The following is a 15304-nucleotide window of genomic DNA, read 5'->3' as shown; positions in this document are numbered from 1 at the left end:
TCTAGGCTCCCATGAAAGAATTTTTCTCATGAGAACCTAGATTTCAATTTAATTTTCAATAAAAATTGCATCAAGGTTGAAAGAATCTTCTATTTTACTGATATGAGTATAACCTCCTGTATCAGCACGATGAACACCGATTGCTGTTCCCCCATAAAATATAGGCTCACTACTATCTCCGCTTATTTCAGAATAACTAGCTTGTCTCATGTTTGTGAAGTATTGTGTTTCTCCATTTGAGCTTACTATATTCCCTCTCCAATTGGTAGATTCCAGAGTGCCGCATTTCACTTTTCCCATCTGACTTCCTGAAATACACACAGTATCTCCAATGGTCTCGTTCCTTGTCCTCTGAAATCAGAACCTAGATTCAATAATGGATAATAATGATGTCTTTGACTGGGACATTGATGGCCCAACAAGGTATGACAAAAGTTAAGAACCTCTATAACGACTAATATTGAAAGGGCGTGTAGTTAATGAAAAAATTAATCACAATTATTTCAATGGCAGCTTTAGTTGTTGGGGTAGGTTCAGCACTAGCTTTTAAAGAAATCAAGGAAACAGCACACGCAGACTCTCATAGCAATGCTTTGGCTAAAGTATATAAATCAACTGACGAGTTGGTTGAAAACTCAAACGTGATTATCAAAGCAAAATTACCGAATGAGTACAGAAAAGAACAAGTTTCTGAAATAGTATTTTATGTATATGATGCTAAAGTAGATAAAGTATATAACAACGAGACTGACCAAAAGATTTCAGAAGGTGATACTGTTGAAGTTTATCGTGTTATAGGTTTCGACACTGGCGGAGGTAAAGAAATGGCTGACATAGTAGCACCGAAATTTCAAGAATTAGAGCAGGGTGAATATCTCTTGTTCTTAAATGGTAGTTACGATGAAGATCTTAAGAAGCACATCTTGATCCCAAATTCACCTCACCAACTCTATAAATCCGACAGCTCAAAAGGTTTGAATTCTAAGAAATCTGTTGATAGTCAATTTGAAAGTATTTCTGAATCAGAAGCTCTTCCTTCAATTAATGAAGACGATCTTCTTGATTCAATCAAGTAGTTTCCCACGGCACTTGTTTATCAGGTGCCTTTCTTATTTTAATAAAAACATCATTTTAAAACCTCTTTCTCTGCTTCAAACTCACCGAAATCTTGAAGGGCATGATAGTTAAAACAATTAGTGGCTGCAACTTTGTTTGTAAAACACCCCAAATATTTGTTGCCACCTTTCCCGTCCTTAATACGAACCTCCCAAATTTGATTTTTCTTTTTCGATGCAACACCTCTGTACTCAGAAGTGGTGCCTACACGTAATTTACAATCCCTCATGTTTTCCATATGAAGACACACTCTAAGATTGCTTTTTTGATTATCTAGTTAATTCCATTTATATGGTCAACTGTTTCGGCATCAATTTTACTTTGTATCAATCTCACAACAATCCATGCAATGACTTGTCCAATTCGATCTCTTGCGTAAAAATTGGCAGGTTTTCCGATGTTCCTGAGTATACTTTCTGTATGATGGTCAAGGCAGGTGAAACATGTGAAGCAAGCAGGAGCCATTCCTCAAACTGAGGTGCTCGAATCTTCAAGTAGCAATAATCGAATTCAAGTTGTATTCAATCGACCAGTAAGTGTTAAGCAGACAAATACTTTACCTGAAATAGTACGTACTACGTCGAGTTCAAATTTAACAACTGTTTTTGAAGAATTAGAAAGCCTGATTGGCTTACATGAAGCCAAGAAAACGATTTATGAAATTTATGCGCTCATCAAAATGAATAAAGCAAGGGAACGACACGGGCTTAAAATTGAGAAGCAAGTTTTCCATATGGTTTTTAAAGGAAATCCCGGTACTGGGAAAACAACAATTGCACGCCTTTTCGGAAAGATTTTTAAGGAAATGGGTGTTTTAACTAAGGGTCATCTAACTGAAGTAGAACGTGCAGATCTCGTTGGTGAATTTATTGGGCACACAGCACAAAAGACCCGTGATCTTGTTAAGAAAGCCATGGGAGGAATACTATTTATCGATGAAGCCTATTCATTAGCTCGTGGCGGTGAAAAAGATTTTGGAAAAGAGGCTGTAGACTGTCTTACAAAATGCCTTGAGGACTTTGGCAATGATTTCGTCTGTATAATTGCAGGGTACAATGATGAAATGGATACATTCCTTGAGTTAAATCCGGGACTGCCTTCACGCTTTCCCGTCCACATCAACTTTGCTGATTATGAGGTTGATGAGTTGATGGATATTGCAAATGTAATGGCAAAGAACAAGGAGTATAGAATCTCTACTGAAGCAAGTGAAAAACTGAGAAGAAGACTGCTAACAGTAACGAGTGATCCATTTCATGTGAATTTCAGCAATGCAAGATATGTACGAAATAATATTGAAAAGGCAATACGTGTGCAAGCCGTTAGATTGCTCAAAATTCCTGACCCAACCCGTGATGATTTAATGAATTTGAAGTCTGAGGATTTTTCAATTTAGAAACAATAAAATCCCTCATATTGAGGGATTTTACTTTTTCAATCTGAGCCTGTCCAAAGCGAAGCAGAGCACCACGATTCCAAGCAGAGATCCCGAAAGAAACGGGACCACATGCTGCAAAGGATGGACGAAGGGTGAAATTCCTTTGACCAGCAATGCGTGTAAAACGACCGTCACGATACCAAACAACCCCACCCCGAACCAGAACATCCATTTTTCCAAGACAGGTACTTGTCTCATAACGATCTGGCTGTTTTTGTGCGCCCTTCTCGCAATGACATACAAAATGGCCAAGCCACCGAAAAGGGTACTACCGTGCTGCAGCAGCTTGTAAACAGGCACCTTATAATGGGCAATCGAGATGGATTGTTGCAAGAACAAGAAGTGGTCTACCATACGTCCACCATCATGTGTAAAAGCATCCCATGCCATATGGCTCAAACTGCCGATTAACGCTGAGTATATAAACACAATTGCCGCTCGCCATGCTGGCATTCTGCTTCCATGGTTTGTGTTGTCCATCCCTCGTCCTATCCACTCCGGCAAACGCGCAAGCATCGGATTCTTGACCACGTACCGGTACAAAAACGCTAATAGGATCGCGATGGGCAAATCAACTAGCCACAATCCGAGCATGGTGTGACTGTACACGCTGTATGGCTGCATCCGGAAGAAATACTCAAAATCCGGTGCCATACTGCCAAAGACGAGGGCAGAGAACGAAAACCACTTGCATTTGCGTAACGGCAGTACTATAGCCGGATGAGCAAAAGTAAAAGGCATGCGCTTACTCCCTTTTCGTCATTAGAGTGGCAATAGATTGGCAACTACCTGCTTGCCGCTTACTTGAATCCCTTTATCCTGTTTTCCGCAATGAGCCAGATCTTTGATGAGCTGCTCAATTAATCGCTTGGCTTCCTGACCTTCCTTTTTCTCCAGTTTTACAGTCAACTGCACGGCATCCCCGGATGAAAGAATTCGTTCTGCCTGTCTTATTTTCGTATCGTAATCATGGTCTTCGATGTAGGCACTTAAACGAATTTCTTTTACTTTTACGCCTTTTTCTGCTTTTCGGTTTTTGGCGTTTTCCTTGATGACCTGTTCCTTATAATTCGTTCGATTCACTAACTGACAAGGCGGCGGACTCGAAGCCAAAGACAGACATACCAGGTCCACTCCCTGTTCTTTTGCCATTTGAAGCGCTTCTTTTGTGGAGATGATTCCGAGATCTTCCCCGTCTACCCCTGTTAATTGTACGACTGCCGCTTTTATTTTTTCATTCAGGATCATCTTGATCTCACCTAACCTATTCATTCGATTTTCAAGGACATCATTACTTCTCCAAAGAATGCAGCGTATCCTTCCAAAGCTCGTAAATGCAAATCATTTTCATGACGAAGATCAATCGTTTTTGTATAATAGGACAAGGCATTAACTTACGGACGTCTTTAACAGAATATTCATTAGCAAACTAATTAATTGGGGGTACTTTGGTGGAGTTCAGTTATGCAACCGCATTAACCCATTCTGCGTCGCATGTAATGAAAATGCATCGGCAAAATGTAGAATTTCTGATTCAAAAATACGACGTCTATCCAGGTCAACCCATTCTGTTGATGCGCTTGATTGAAAAAGATGGAATGATTCAAAGAGAATTGGCCCGAAAAATCGGGGTAAAGCCTGCTACGCTTACCGTCATGATTAATCGGATGGCCAAATCGGGACTTGTCGAGCGCAGAGCAGATGAACGGGACCAACGTATCTCCCGCGTTTATCTTACCGACAAAGGTCGGATGGCTACCAAGCATGTCAAAGAAGTATTACGTGTCATTGAGGAAAATTGCTTCATCGGATTTTCTGATGAAGAAAAGGATGTGTTGCGTGGCTTGCTCGATCGCATGCACAGCAACCTCCAAGCTTTTTACTTGCAAAATACGCAACCCTCTTCTGAGTTGTAAAAAGCTTCTTTCCTGGAATAATAATGAGAAAGGTTTGACAACTTGCCGTGAATAATCTAGCAAAAGAACTTGATTCCTCGTCCCTAACTGGCAACAAATCACGCCGGCTGTGGATGGCTGCGATTCTAGGGTCACTTTCTGCTTTTGGTCCACTGTCCCTAGATATGTATTTACCTGCGCTTCCTATGCTTGCTGATGATTTGCAGACGAGCACCTCCATGACCCAACTCAGTCTGACAGCATGCATGCTCGGCCTGTCCATTGGTCAGTTATTCGCAGGGCCGATCAGCGACGTACGCGGTCGAAGAATCCCTTTAATTATCGGGCTCATTTTGTATGCGGTCTCTTCCTTTTTGTGTGCGATAGCTCCCTCTATTTATACGTTCGTCTTGCTTCGCTTCGTACAAGGTCTTGCTGGTTCTGCGGGAATTGTTATCGCCCGCGCTACCGTTCGCGATTTGTACGCAGGGACAGAACTCACGAAGTTTTTCGCCCTCTTGATGCTTATTAACGGAATCGCCCCGATCGCGGCACCTATCGTGGGGGGACAAATTCTCCAATTTACTACCTGGCACGGCGTGTTTGTCGTACTGGGTCTGATTGGCGCTATCATGTTCCTAGTCGTGCTGCTTGCTCTGCCAGAAACATTACCACAAGAGCGCCGCTCCAAGGCGGGAATCGGCAATACACTGACTACCTTTGGTACCTTGCTGAAGGATCGCGTTTTTATGGGGTACGCCATCGCGCAGGGACTGGTGACTGCTGCCATGTTTGCATACATCGCCGGTTCGCCCTTTGTGTTTCAAAAAATATTTGAAGTGTCTCCACAAACGTTTAGTCTCATTTTCGCGATTAATGGTGTAGGCATTATTATTGCGAGTCAAATCACAGGTAAGCTTGCAGGTAAAGTGAGAGAAACTTCTTTGTTCATTGCTGGGATTACCATTGCGGGAGTCGGCGGAATCCTCCTTCTGGCAATGATTCTATTTCAAGCTGGTCTTATTGCTGTGCTTGTTCCCCTCTTCTTTGTCGTATCCAGTGTAGGGATCGTGGGCGCGACAGGATTTTCCCTCGCCATGCAAAATCAAAGCAAGGCGGCAGGAAGCGCATCTGCTCTCCAAGGGCTCCTTTCCTTCATCAGCGGCGGAATTGTCGCTCCACTTGTGGGAATCAGCGGCGAATATACCGCAGTACCAATGGGGATCATCATTGCTCTTTCTACGATCAGCGCCATTGTCTGCTACGTAGTCATGGTTCGTCGGAGTTCATCAGCGTCCTGATCAATTTACCACTTGCAAACATACGTTCTGTGCATTACAATCACATTATGGGCAATAATAGCAAGTGGCTTTGACAAGTTGGTCATATGAAAACCAAGGGAGATGTTGACACATGGCATTGCGTTTGATTCCTTACATCGTTTTGAATGGTACTGCAAATGAAGCAATCAGCTTCTACGAGGGTGCGCTAGGTGCTGAAGTGCTGTTCAAGCAAACCTTCGGTGAAATGCCGGAAAATCCGGAGTTCCCATTACCTGCAGAAGCCAAGAATCGTATCGGACATGCTACTATTCGCGTCGGTGAAACTGAAATGATGTTTTCCGATACCTTTCCAGGACAACCGCATCAACTTGGTGATCAAGTGACCATCTGCATCTCGACCGATGATAAAGAACAATCTCATAAGATTTTTGATGCCCTGCAAGAAGGCGGTCAAGTGCTTATGCCTCTGCAAGAAACGTTCTTCAGCCCAGCATACGGCAATGTGAAGGACAAGTTTGGCATCACTTTCCAAATTTACACGAATAATCATTGCATGGAGTAATGTGAAAGCCCTGTTCGCTTCAATGGTCAAGACCCCATTTCGTAGACAGTAAGAAAAACCCTGGCCGTTAGGCCGCTAACTGACGTCTAAATTCACTAGGCGTCAGTTTTTTTAATTTCAGTTGAAGACGTTCTTCGTTGTAAAAATGGATATATTCCTCAATTCTTCTTTGAGCATCTTGTACATCTCGTATATCATAGGGATATAGAGCTTCGGTTTTCAAATGAGAAAAGAAGCTCTCCATCGAGGAGTTGTCTAGGCAATTGCCTCGTCGTGACATGCTGATTTTGGCGCCAACCGTAGGCAGCATGTCGTGGTATGCATGAGACGTGTACTGGTGACCCTGATCGCTGTGAACGATCACACCAGTCACGTCTTTTTGTGTTTTAAATGCTTTCTTGAAAGTCTGAAGAACAAGCGCATTGTCGTTTCGAGAGCTGATATGATAGGCAACAATTTCGCGCGTACACAAATCTTTAATTGCTGAGAGATAGATGCGTTCATCTCCGATTCGATATTGGGTAACGTCAGTTACCCATTTTTGATTTGGTCTCTGAGCAACGAAATTACGATTTAGCATGTTCTCGGCTACACGTCCATCGGAAACAATGGCTTGAAAAGTGGTGATATGGGCACGTTTCCGGCGAATAACTGCTTTAATCCCCAGATTTTGCATCAACCGTAACACTTTTTTATGGTTTACTTTACAACCATACTGGCGTACTAGTTCTGCTTGAATTCTGCGGTAGCCGTAAATTCCTTTCCTTTGCTTATAGATCATGTTGATTTTCTCTTTCAAAGCTTTGTCCTTGTTCTGTTTTCTAGTGGAGAGGTATTTATAATATCCGCTTCTCGAGACACCTAAAGCCTTACAAATCTCAGTTACCATGAAGATTGAAGACAATGTCTCCACCATGTGATATTTCTTCCTTACACCTCCCGTACCCAGATTTCCAAACACTTTTTTAGGATTTCATTTTCACGCTTTAATTTTTGAACATGACGGTCCTGGTCAATATACGTCTCCCGACGTCCACGTTGATCTAGGAGTCCAAACTCTCCAAGCTGTCTATACTTTCTCATCCACTTTCTCACACGATCTTTGTCCAGAATTCCCAGATGTTCTGTAATTCGTTTATACGTCCATTTTTCCTCAAGATGTAAACGTATGGCTTCCCTTTTCAGTGTTTCTGGATAGCTCATAAACTTTTGCCCTTTAGCTGCCATAAAAAAATGCACCCCCTAAAGTTCATCGGTAAACCACAGGGGTTTTTCCAATGTCTACTTTAAGGGGTGCACTTCACAACGGCGACAGGGCTTTTTTATTGATACTTTTTCGATTGAGGTATTTCCATCTCTGATTGATGAGAAATGCGCTGATGAAAAAAGATGCGCCAGAGTACCAAACAGCAGAAAATGCAATCATCCCCCACGCGCCAGATCATAAAAAAAGAACCAGGATCACATGTATCCTGGCTGTTGGTGTTGATTTGCTTACTGTTGGTTGTTCTCTTGAGACATGAGCGATACAGGGCGTTGCGGAGTGAAAGTGGAGATCGCATGCTTGTATACTAATTGTTGCTTGCCTTCGCTATCAATCACAATCGTGAAATTATCGAATGCTTTAATATACCCGCGCAATTGAAATCCGTTCACAAGGTAAATGGTAACCGCGATGTTTTCTTTCCGCAAATGATTCAAGAACGTATCTTGAATGTTGATCGTCTGTTTCATGTACACTACCCCCTAAAAGGACTTGTATGTTATATATTCGGCAATTGTTGAAACTTTCCTGCCAATATTCGCTTGATAGTTTCCACGTTATTCCTCTGTTCGGCCGGATCAGTCATGTCAAACCATTGAATTTCTGCCATGCGCCGGAACCAAGAAAGCTGGCGTTTTGCAAAATGTCGCGTTCGCTGCTGTATGTCGTTCACTGCTTTTTCTAGCGTGATTTCTCCATACAGATAAGGGATGAGCTCCTTGTACCCCAAGCCTTGCATGGAGACGAGTGACGCGTCGTAGCCAGCATCTAAGAGCCCCCTCACTTCCTCAACCAGTCCCGCTTCGATCATGAGTTCGACCCGGTGGTTGATTCGTTCGTACAGCTTTGCGCGGTCCATCGTGAGACCGATCATCACCAAATCATAAGGTGAATGCTGCGCCCGTAGCTGAAAGTCGGACATTTTGTACCCGCTGCTTTCATAAATCTCCAATGCGCGTATCACCCGCTTTACATCATTGGGATGCAAGCGTTCGGCTGTAATCGGATCGACGCCGGCCAGTCTGGCGTGCAGTGCTTCCACGCCTTCGCTGTCAGCCAATCTTTGCAGACGATCACGGAACTCAGGGTCTTGAGAAGTGGTGGAAAACTGAAATCGATGGGTAACCGATTCTATGTACAGACCTGTCCCGCCGACGATAAACGGAAGTTTGCCACGTTGGTTGATGTCTGTAATCAGCGCTGCGGCACTTTCCTGAAACATCGCGACAGAGTATTCTTCGTCTGGATTTTTAATATCAATGAGGTGATGCGGTATGCTCGCAAGTTCCTCAGGCTCTGCTTTTGCGGTGCCAATATCCATTCCACGGTATACTTGCATGGAATCTCCGGAAATGATCTCACCGTCGAACTGTTCGGCCAGCTCCAAACTAAGCTGGGTCTTGCCAACCGCTGTTGGGCCAATAATCACGACTAGCCTTTCTCTCTGTTGCAAGGTCACTCCCCTCCACCTATCTCTTTGTAGCTGTACACGACCTGCTGGCCACGGGAGCGAAACGGCGTAAAACCAAAACGCTCGTACATCCTACCTTCTTTTCCTTCTTTCATTACCACACGTTTTCTCGCAACTCGCTGCGCTTCCAAAACAGCCTCTTCTGAAAGAGCATCTGGATTGGCGAGCTCCCGGACTCCGGCGATCCCCGACGAGCTTTGTACAGTTATCTCGAACATGGGATCGAAATAAACGACGTCGAAGGAACGTGTAGGCAGTCCTCTCAGTACTTCTAGATGGTCGCCACATCGTACCTCAATACGGCGCATGGCTTGCTCTAATTCTTCCGCATCGGATGACCAATGCCGCAGTCCATCTTCTACCAAGATAGCTAACAATCGCTCAGATTCGATGCCAACGACTTTCCCATTTGCGCCAATCGCATGAGAAAATACAATAGCATCAGCACCCAAACCTAAGGTTGCATCCAGCACTTCATCCCCTGGATGAATTTGGCAAGCAACAAGCATAGTATCAGTATCGCCGCGCATAAGCCGCTTTATACGAAAAGCAGATGTGTTCGGATGAAAAAAGAATGGTTTTTTCCCCGGCACTTCCAAACGTGCTCCGAGAGCGGAAACCACCAATACTTCTTCTACCCCATATCGCTTGCGCATTTGACCCAATGAAAAATCGCGTCGATTCACAACCTGTAGCCCCAATGTACTAGCCAATTCGGCTGCGTGACGCAAGGTTTCTTCACCAGGCTCAAGTCCTGTCGTAACAATCACGCCTTTGTTCCCTTCCTTACGTCTTCGCCCTTTTTGACAAGAACTGCTGTTCTAGAAAAACGACTCGACGGTTTTTACATAAACGGTAACGATCATATTATTGTAAGCAGGATTAATTTGCCGGTCAAATAGAATCTGAACCAAACTGTTTTCCTCTTTGCTATGACAATCATACCATTTTTTATGAAAGCGCGTCGGACTGAAGTATGATTTTCCAGTCCATCAGTTTCACACATGTAAAAAAGACCCGCGAAGTTCCGTGGGTCTTTTTTGTTATGAGCATATCTACTCCTCTATGGTAAGGTTCGCCTGTCTGATCCAGTCCAGCCTGCGGTTATTTAACAGGCCGAGATTGTAATAAATAATCGATTGAGCGCTTGCGTCCACTGCAGTTTTCACCCTCGCTGCCAACTCGACTGCTGACTGGATTTGGCTATGATGTAGGGAGAAAGCTGCCCCCAGCGCAGCTTCTGGCGCTACAAGCTTGATCGCATGAAAGGTATACGCCACATCACCGACACTGTCTCCATAGGCGAGCGGAACGAGGCGATCCAATGTAGCGGCAGCTTTTCGCAACGAAACCCCTTCCCAATAGGACTGATTCACAAAAAACGGTGTCGAGGACGGAAAGCCATCCAACGCAGTCCCCTTACTCTGCGCGATTTCCTTCAGGCTCCTCCATAGCCCATCTACCACTTCCAGACGGGATTGTTGATAGTGATACAATTCCGGATATTCCAGCAGCAAAAAGGCAACTTCTCTCGCTTCAGCGGATACTTGCGAGATACGATCGGCTTCCACCATTTGACTGACTAGCCTCGATACAAGCTGTTGGACTGCTCCGACATCGATTCTCTTTGATTCGGCACGTTCCGTACACGCCCCACAAAAACAAAGCGAGAGTAACCATTGCAGTGACTCTCCTAACGGCAGGAGGCATACTTCATGATGCTCGCCATGCTTTATCGGCAAAAAGGCGGTCGCTTCGATCAAAATCCGCTCTGGCTCTACCTGCTCAAGCGTATCGCTAAAAAGCGCCTTGGCGTAATGCTGAACCTCAGGCTGCGAAGGACATAGCGCGTAAGTGTATGTATCCCCCCAAATGTTTTGTACGCAAAGATCTGGATGAGCCAAACCAAGCGTAGAATTGTGAAGGCCAACCCACCATGTATGAAACCCCATTCCTGCCTGCTCACAAGCTTCTTTCATTTTGGCAAGAATGCCTGCTTGTGCAATTTGCTCGTGTACGGTCGGGCGCAAACGGTTGTACTTCGACCATTCAGGCGTAAACGATACTCCTGAAAACGGCAGCCTGCGAAACGTTTTGCTTCGCGGGTGAAAAAATCTCCCCTGATGGTAACTGCTATTGACCACTGCTGTATTGCACCTGGCTTCTTGCAATGTTTGCATCACAGCTTCGATACCACTCTCAGCTATATCCCACGGATAAATAAACATCCCCGTTTGGCGTGATGAACTCATTTCGTTTCACCTCTTTTTTGCAAGTAATCATAAGTCAGTGTTTATCTAAAATCAATCTTGATTTTTAAATTTTCTGAATAAACCAAAGAGGCGGAATAGTCGTCTATTCCGTTTTTTATTGAAAAAGAAAAAGAACCACTTGGGTGAGTAAACAGCGTAAATATGTCTCGGATCAAAATCTTGGGAGGCATGTCCGCGAACTTTAAAGTTGTCACCCACCTGCCAAATCCTATGCCACCTGCCGATGCAGCGTCGATTTCACCAGGCCCTAAATCACCTCTACTCACTTCCTCGGCTTACATAGTCTTCTGTTCAGAAGCTGGGGCTGGTGCAGATGAGGTAGTTGTAGCTGATGGAACTGGCGTGTTATTCTCTGGCGTTGTACTGCAGCCACTTAACACGATGCCTAATGACAATGCAATAATTGATGCTCTTTTCGCTGGTAAAATCCCCCTGATTTTAATAACATGGGATAAGATTTATCGACAAAAACCCTCCAGCAACTTTCTTTGCCGGAGGGTTCAATTTTAAAAGGTATTTATTTTTTGTTCATCATTGAAATCTACACTGGGGCTATCTTGGCAGCAATCCTATCCAATGCTTCTTGAACTGTTGTCGGAACAGGTCCCAATGACCAATCAGCGGGATTGGCAGGGGTATAAGCTAAACCAGCAGCATCATTCAATTTTTCTATCGCTGAATTTCCTATTAATGTTACTCTGCTTCTAATAGGAATCGAGTCGACAGTAGCCTTAATTCTAGTTACGACACCTGCTACACCGTTCACAATCAAACTGCCTTTTATAGCGAAACTTAAAAGGTCGAATGGATCGATAGGAACAGTTCCATTTGCCACATTCACTATTACATCGCCATCTGTCCCTCCACCAATTAGATGTACTTGAGTATCGTATGGAACGATAGAATTTATTGTGATGACGGGTTGGGGTAACGGTAAAGGAACACCTCCAACATATGAAGCGAACATTGTGACATTTGCACCATTCTGCGTATAGCCACCAAATAACTGGGAGTCACGGATATTAATCTGACTAAGGAAAGTGCTATTTCCTGTAAATACTGGTGTTGGAGTAAAATTGATGCTCACAAAGAATAATCGACCCGTAGAAGGGGTGATTACATTAGCTGTAAAGTTAAAATCAAGGGGCGCTGTCAATAACGATAAATCCACAAAGCCAGCACGATTATCAACATTTAGGTTTCCATTCCAGGATGGGTCATTTATATCAAATGGGATAGCGAGTCTGGTTAATAATGTACTTGCTCCAATTAATTGGACATTTGCCTTCAGGTGAATAAGTGGTTCTGTGAAGGTTCCTGGTCCTATAGAAATTGCATAACGTTTTGTCGGTGAAGCATCTACAATGAACGCCATCGCCCTTGTCACAGTTAAAAAGGGGTTGCATTCCGTACCATCACCCGTTGTATCATTCCCGCCCTTATTCACGTAAACAATCTGAGTTGCTACTGGTGGCGGATCTATACACCCTGGACCAGGTGGGCCAGTAGCACCTTGTGGACCGGTTGGGCCTATGGGACCAGGAGGACCAGGGGGACAAGTGCATCTTGGGGGGAAAATGGGTTGACAACCGCTTGGTGGAGGTCTCCAGCAATTATTATACATCGGAATGTCAAAACTCCTCATCATAATGACTTCACATCGACACTATACTATGCAAGCCAACATCCAAGGTGTAAAAATCAGGAAAATTCCCGAAAGGAGGGCACTTGCTTTTACAATGTCGCTTCTTCTGTTGCTCAATCCAACATCGTTAACATGAGCCAGGGCAATTTACTCATTACGCCTGATGCCCTGAGTCAAGATTTGTGATCAACATATATGCGGTATACAGATAAATACAGAAAGACGTCCTAATTCGGACGTCTTTTTGCTTTCTTAATTGTTTTCTTTTTGTTATTAGTCACACAAAAATACCCTCCCCAGATTTCTCCGCAGGAGGGCACAGTTTACATCACACGCTTAAACATTTTTTCTAAGTCATAACCAGTAAAATGAATCACAATCGGCCTGCCGTGTGGGCACGTATACGGACTGCTCGTCTTGCGCAACTGATTCAGCAAGCTTTCCATTTCTGCATGTGTCAGGAAGCGATTCGCTTTAATCGATGCTTTGCAGGACATCATGATGGCAGCTTTCTCACGCATCAGCACGACATTGGCTTGGGTATTTTCGCCCGTTTCCAGTACAAACTGAATGAGCTCCTCAATGACCTCCAGCTCTGCCCCTTCTGGGAACCAATGCGGATGAGCGCGAACGATAAAGGTCCGCCCACCGAACGCATCAATCTCCAAACCAAACGATTGCAAAAGCGACAGTCGCTTTTCCAGTTTGCTTGCCTCTGCAGCCGTATACTCCACCGTATGAGGAAACAGCATGATCTGGCTGGAAACGCCCTCTTCTGCAAGCTTGTCCATGAAATACTCGTAAAAAATCCGCTCCTGCGCGGCATGTTGATCGATTAAATACATGCCTTCGTCATTTTGCGCGACGATGTAGGTGCCATGTACTTGACCAACAGGGTACATAACAGGAACAGGTGAATCCGTCTCATTTTCATTGGTAGCATCCGGGAGTGGCGGTGATTGATCAGTACCTGCTGCGGCTGAATTGTCCGGAGCCATGTCCAACTGTGACGGAAGCTTAGTCTCGTAAGGTTGGAAAGCTTCCCTCGTGTCCGTTTGATCCAACAGAGTCGCTTGCACGATTTCATGCGGGATAGCCTCTACTTTCGCAGACTCCAGCTTTTCGTAGTTGGCTGCAGTCTCCTTCACCGTGCCGTTCTCAAAGGATGGCGCGGTATGCGTCACAACATCCACTTGCTTACTTGTCGTTTCCTGCTTAGCCATCCATTCCTGGAGTCGGGGACTCGCTGCTAATAGTGACGATTGCGGTGTTTCAGGCTTGCTGATTTGCAGGTCAAACTGCGGTTGTACGACCTGGGTGACGACCTTAGCTTTTGGTTGCGTAACCATGGGTCTGACAATTCCTAAGCCTTGTCGCAATGTCTCTTTTACCGACTGTTCAATTGCACTGCACAATTCATCTTCTTTACTGAATCTCGCCTCTAGTTTGGCAGGATGTACGTTCACATCGACCAGTGACGGATCCATCTCGATCTGCAAAGCCACAATCGGATAGCGGCCGATGGGTAACAATGTATGATAACCGCGCATAATCGCATTGTTGATTGAATAGCTTCGCACGTACCGACCGTTTACCAGTGTCGAAAGGTAAGAGCGATTCGCCCTTGTCACTTCCGTCTTCGAAAGAAAACCAGACCACTTATAGTCGAGGGTCTCCCCTGCAATTGGTAGCAACAGCTTCGCTACTTGCACACCGTAGATAGCCGCCATGACGTGCAGCAGCTTTCCGTCGCCAGACGTTTGCAAAAGTGTCTTGCCGTTATGAGTCAGCAGAAAGGAGATTGATGGATGCGTAAGTGCAAGCCGATTCACATAATCGGAAATGTGTCCGACTTCCGTAGCGATCGACTTCATGTATTTCAAGCGAGCAGGTGTGTTGAAAAACAAACTGCGTACACATACTTCCGTCCCTTTTACAGCGGCTTTATCGGAAATCGTTCCGAGCTGCCCACCTTCCATCAAGAGATGCGTACCTACCTCACTACTGGACGTACTGCTCGTCAGCTCCATGCGCGAGACTGCCGCAATACTCGGCAGTGCCTCGCCACGAAATCCCAGTGTACGAATGCGGAACAAATCACGCGCATTGCTGATTTTACTGGTGGCATGGCGCTCAAAAGCCAGCTGGCAATCTTCCCGATCCATCCCTTTCCCATTGTCAACGATCCGAATCATCTCCAGACCGCCTTCCTCTACGTGGATCTCGATGGTCGTTGCACTGGCATCAATTGCATTTTCGACCAGCTCTTTGACAACCGAAGCTGGTCTTTCCACTACTTCCCCTGCAGCAATCATATTGGCGAGATGCTCATCTAAAACTTGAATGGTTCCCATGAG

18 protein-coding genes are annotated in these 15304 nt (G+C 44.8%); 6 read left to right on the top strand and 12 right to left on the bottom strand.

Going from position 1 to position 15304, the window contains the following annotated elements:
* Positions 1 to 48 precede the first annotated feature (48 nt).
* Positions 49 to 300, bottom strand: a complete 252-nt coding sequence (locus HP399_RS13635; RefSeq protein WP_173621407.1) for a hypothetical protein — start codon at positions 298 to 300, stop codon at positions 49 to 51.
* 179 nt (positions 301 to 479) lie between these two features.
* Here HP399_RS13635 and HP399_RS13630 point away from each other — a divergent pair, with 179 nt between their 5' ends.
* The gene (locus HP399_RS13630; protein WP_173621406.1) at positions 480 to 1076 is read left to right on the top strand and encodes a hypothetical protein; all 597 of its coding nucleotides are present in this window, start codon (positions 480 to 482) and stop codon (positions 1074 to 1076) included.
* Positions 1077 to 1126: 50 nt separating this feature from the next.
* On the opposite strand, the gene HP399_RS13625 is transcribed toward HP399_RS13630, so the two are convergent.
* Complete coding sequence (locus HP399_RS13625) at positions 1127 to 1354, bottom strand: hypothetical protein (protein ID WP_173621405.1); 228 nt, start codon at positions 1352 to 1354, stop codon at positions 1127 to 1129.
* 207 nt (positions 1355 to 1561) lie between these two features.
* Between HP399_RS13625 and HP399_RS13620 the strand changes: the two genes are divergently transcribed.
* On the top strand, positions 1562 to 2512 hold the full coding sequence (locus HP399_RS13620) for an AAA family ATPase (RefSeq protein ID WP_173621404.1): 951 nt from the start codon (positions 1562 to 1564) through the stop codon (positions 2510 to 2512).
* Positions 2513 to 2542: 30 nt separating this feature from the next.
* Here HP399_RS13620 and HP399_RS13615 read toward each other — a convergent pair whose 3' ends face one another.
* Together HP399_RS13615 and infC are read right to left on the bottom strand one after the other, a co-directional pair.
* Positions 2543 to 3295 (bottom strand): DUF4184 family protein, encoded by a 753-nt coding sequence (locus HP399_RS13615; protein ID WP_173621403.1) that lies wholly within the window; start codon positions 3293 to 3295, stop codon positions 2543 to 2545.
* Positions 3296 to 3316: 21 nt separating this feature from the next.
* Positions 3317 to 3802: a translation initiation factor IF-3 gene (gene infC / locus HP399_RS13610; RefSeq protein WP_173621402.1), complete on the bottom strand. Its 486-nt coding sequence runs from the start codon at positions 3800 to 3802 to the stop codon at positions 3317 to 3319.
* 200 nt (positions 3803 to 4002) lie between these two features.
* Between infC and HP399_RS13605 the strand changes: the two genes are divergently transcribed.
* The 3 genes from HP399_RS13605 (at position 4003) to HP399_RS13595 (ending at position 6294) form a co-directional block, all read left to right on the top strand.
* A complete protein-coding gene (locus tag HP399_RS13605; protein ID WP_217367962.1) occupies positions 4003 to 4470 on the top strand; it encodes a MarR family winged helix-turn-helix transcriptional regulator in 468 nt (155 codons plus the stop codon).
* A 47-nt stretch (positions 4471 to 4517) separates the two neighbouring features.
* On the top strand, positions 4518 to 5750 hold the full coding sequence (locus tag HP399_RS13600; RefSeq protein ID WP_173621401.1) for a multidrug effflux MFS transporter: 1233 nt from the start codon (positions 4518 to 4520) through the stop codon (positions 5748 to 5750).
* 112 nt (positions 5751 to 5862) lie between these two features.
* Complete coding sequence (locus HP399_RS13595; protein WP_173621400.1) at positions 5863 to 6294, top strand: VOC family protein; 432 nt, start codon at positions 5863 to 5865, stop codon at positions 6292 to 6294.
* A 67-nt stretch (positions 6295 to 6361) separates the two neighbouring features.
* Here HP399_RS13595 and HP399_RS13590 read toward each other — a convergent pair whose 3' ends face one another.
* The 6 genes from HP399_RS13590 to HP399_RS13565 form a co-directional block, all read right to left on the bottom strand.
* Positions 6362 to 7183, bottom strand: a complete 822-nt coding sequence (locus tag HP399_RS13590) for an IS3 family transposase (protein WP_255654190.1) — start codon at positions 7181 to 7183, stop codon at positions 6362 to 6364.
* A 41-nt stretch (positions 7184 to 7224) separates the two neighbouring features.
* Entirely contained in the window at positions 7225 to 7497 is a 273-nt protein-coding gene (locus tag HP399_RS13585; RefSeq protein WP_228088556.1) for a helix-turn-helix domain-containing protein, read from the bottom strand.
* A 291-nt stretch (positions 7498 to 7788) separates the two neighbouring features.
* The gene (hfq, locus tag HP399_RS13580; RefSeq protein WP_007719110.1) at positions 7789 to 8028 is read right to left on the bottom strand and encodes an RNA chaperone Hfq; all 240 of its coding nucleotides are present in this window, start codon (positions 8026 to 8028) and stop codon (positions 7789 to 7791) included.
* A 29-nt stretch (positions 8029 to 8057) separates the two neighbouring features.
* Positions 8058 to 9017 carry a tRNA (adenosine(37)-N6)-dimethylallyltransferase MiaA gene (gene miaA / locus HP399_RS13575; RefSeq protein WP_173617491.1) on the bottom strand — a complete coding sequence of 320 codons (960 nt, stop codon included), beginning with the start codon at positions 9015 to 9017 and terminating at the stop codon, positions 8058 to 8060.
* A complete protein-coding gene (locus tag HP399_RS13570; RefSeq protein ID WP_173617490.1) occupies positions 9014 to 9799 on the bottom strand; it encodes a class I SAM-dependent methyltransferase in 786 nt (261 codons plus the stop codon). Before HP399_RS13570 ends, miaA begins: the two co-directional genes overlap by 4 nt.
* 285 nt (positions 9800 to 10084) lie before the next feature.
* Positions 10085 to 11281 (bottom strand): alpha-amylase family protein, encoded by a 1197-nt coding sequence (locus HP399_RS13565; RefSeq protein WP_173617489.1) that lies wholly within the window; start codon positions 11279 to 11281, stop codon positions 10085 to 10087.
* 189 nt (positions 11282 to 11470) lie between these two features.
* Here HP399_RS13565 and HP399_RS13560 point away from each other — a divergent pair, with 189 nt between their 5' ends.
* Entirely contained in the window at positions 11471 to 11812 is a 342-nt protein-coding gene (locus HP399_RS13560; protein WP_173617488.1) for a hypothetical protein, read from the top strand.
* Positions 11813 to 11843: 31 nt separating this feature from the next.
* Here the strand turns inward: HP399_RS13560 and HP399_RS13555 are convergent, their stop codons facing one another.
* Complete coding sequence (locus HP399_RS13555; RefSeq protein ID WP_173617487.1) at positions 11844 to 12749, bottom strand: exosporium leader peptide; 906 nt, start codon at positions 12747 to 12749, stop codon at positions 11844 to 11846.
* 521 nt (positions 12750 to 13270) lie between these two features.
* On the bottom strand, positions 13271 to 15301 hold the full coding sequence (gene mutL / locus HP399_RS13550) for a DNA mismatch repair endonuclease MutL (RefSeq protein WP_173617486.1): 2031 nt from the start codon (positions 15299 to 15301) through the stop codon (positions 13271 to 13273).
* Between the last annotated feature and the right edge of the window lie 3 nt (positions 15302 to 15304).

Source organism: Brevibacillus sp. DP1.3A, from assembly GCF_013284245.2.
Lineage (GTDB): Bacteria > Bacillota > Bacilli > Brevibacillales > Brevibacillaceae > Brevibacillus.
This window is presented reverse-complemented; position numbering and strand designations above follow the sequence as displayed.

Bases quoted from the DNA above. Each gene is read 5' to 3' on its own strand.
- HP399_RS13635 (WP_173621407.1), bottom strand. From the start codon at position 300: ATGGGAAAAGTGAAATGCGGCACTCTGGAATCTACCAATTGGAGAGGG.
- HP399_RS13630 (WP_173621406.1), top strand. From the start codon at position 480: ATGAAAAAATTAATCACAATTATTTCAATGGCAGCTTTAGTTGTTGGG.
- HP399_RS13625 (WP_173621405.1), bottom strand. From the start codon at position 1,354: ATGGAAAACATGAGGGATTGTAAATTACGTGTAGGCACCACTTCTGAG.
- HP399_RS13615 (WP_173621403.1), bottom strand. From the start codon at position 3,295: ATGCCTTTTACTTTTGCTCATCCGGCTATAGTACTGCCGTTACGCAAA.
- infC (WP_173621402.1), bottom strand. From the start codon at position 3,802: ATGATCCTGAATGAAAAAATAAAAGCGGCAGTCGTACAATTAACAGGG.
- HP399_RS13595 (WP_173621400.1), top strand. From the start codon at position 5,863: ATGGCATTGCGTTTGATTCCTTACATCGTTTTGAATGGTACTGCAAAT.
- HP399_RS13590 (WP_255654190.1), bottom strand. From the start codon at position 7,183: ATGGTAACTGAGATTTGTAAGGCTTTAGGTGTCTCGAGAAGCGGATAT.
- HP399_RS13585 (WP_228088556.1), bottom strand. From the start codon at position 7,497: ATGAGCTATCCAGAAACACTGAAAAGGGAAGCCATACGTTTACATCTT.
- hfq (WP_007719110.1), bottom strand. From the start codon at position 8,028: ATGAAACAGACGATCAACATTCAAGATACGTTCTTGAATCATTTGCGG.
- HP399_RS13565 (WP_173617489.1), bottom strand. From the start codon at position 11,281: ATGAGTTCATCACGCCAAACGGGGATGTTTATTTATCCGTGGGATATA.
- HP399_RS13560 (WP_173617488.1), top strand. From the start codon at position 11,471: ATGTCCGCGAACTTTAAAGTTGTCACCCACCTGCCAAATCCTATGCCA.
- mutL (WP_173617486.1), bottom strand. From the start codon at position 15,301: ATGGGAACCATTCAAGTTTTAGATGAGCATCTCGCCAATATGATTGCT.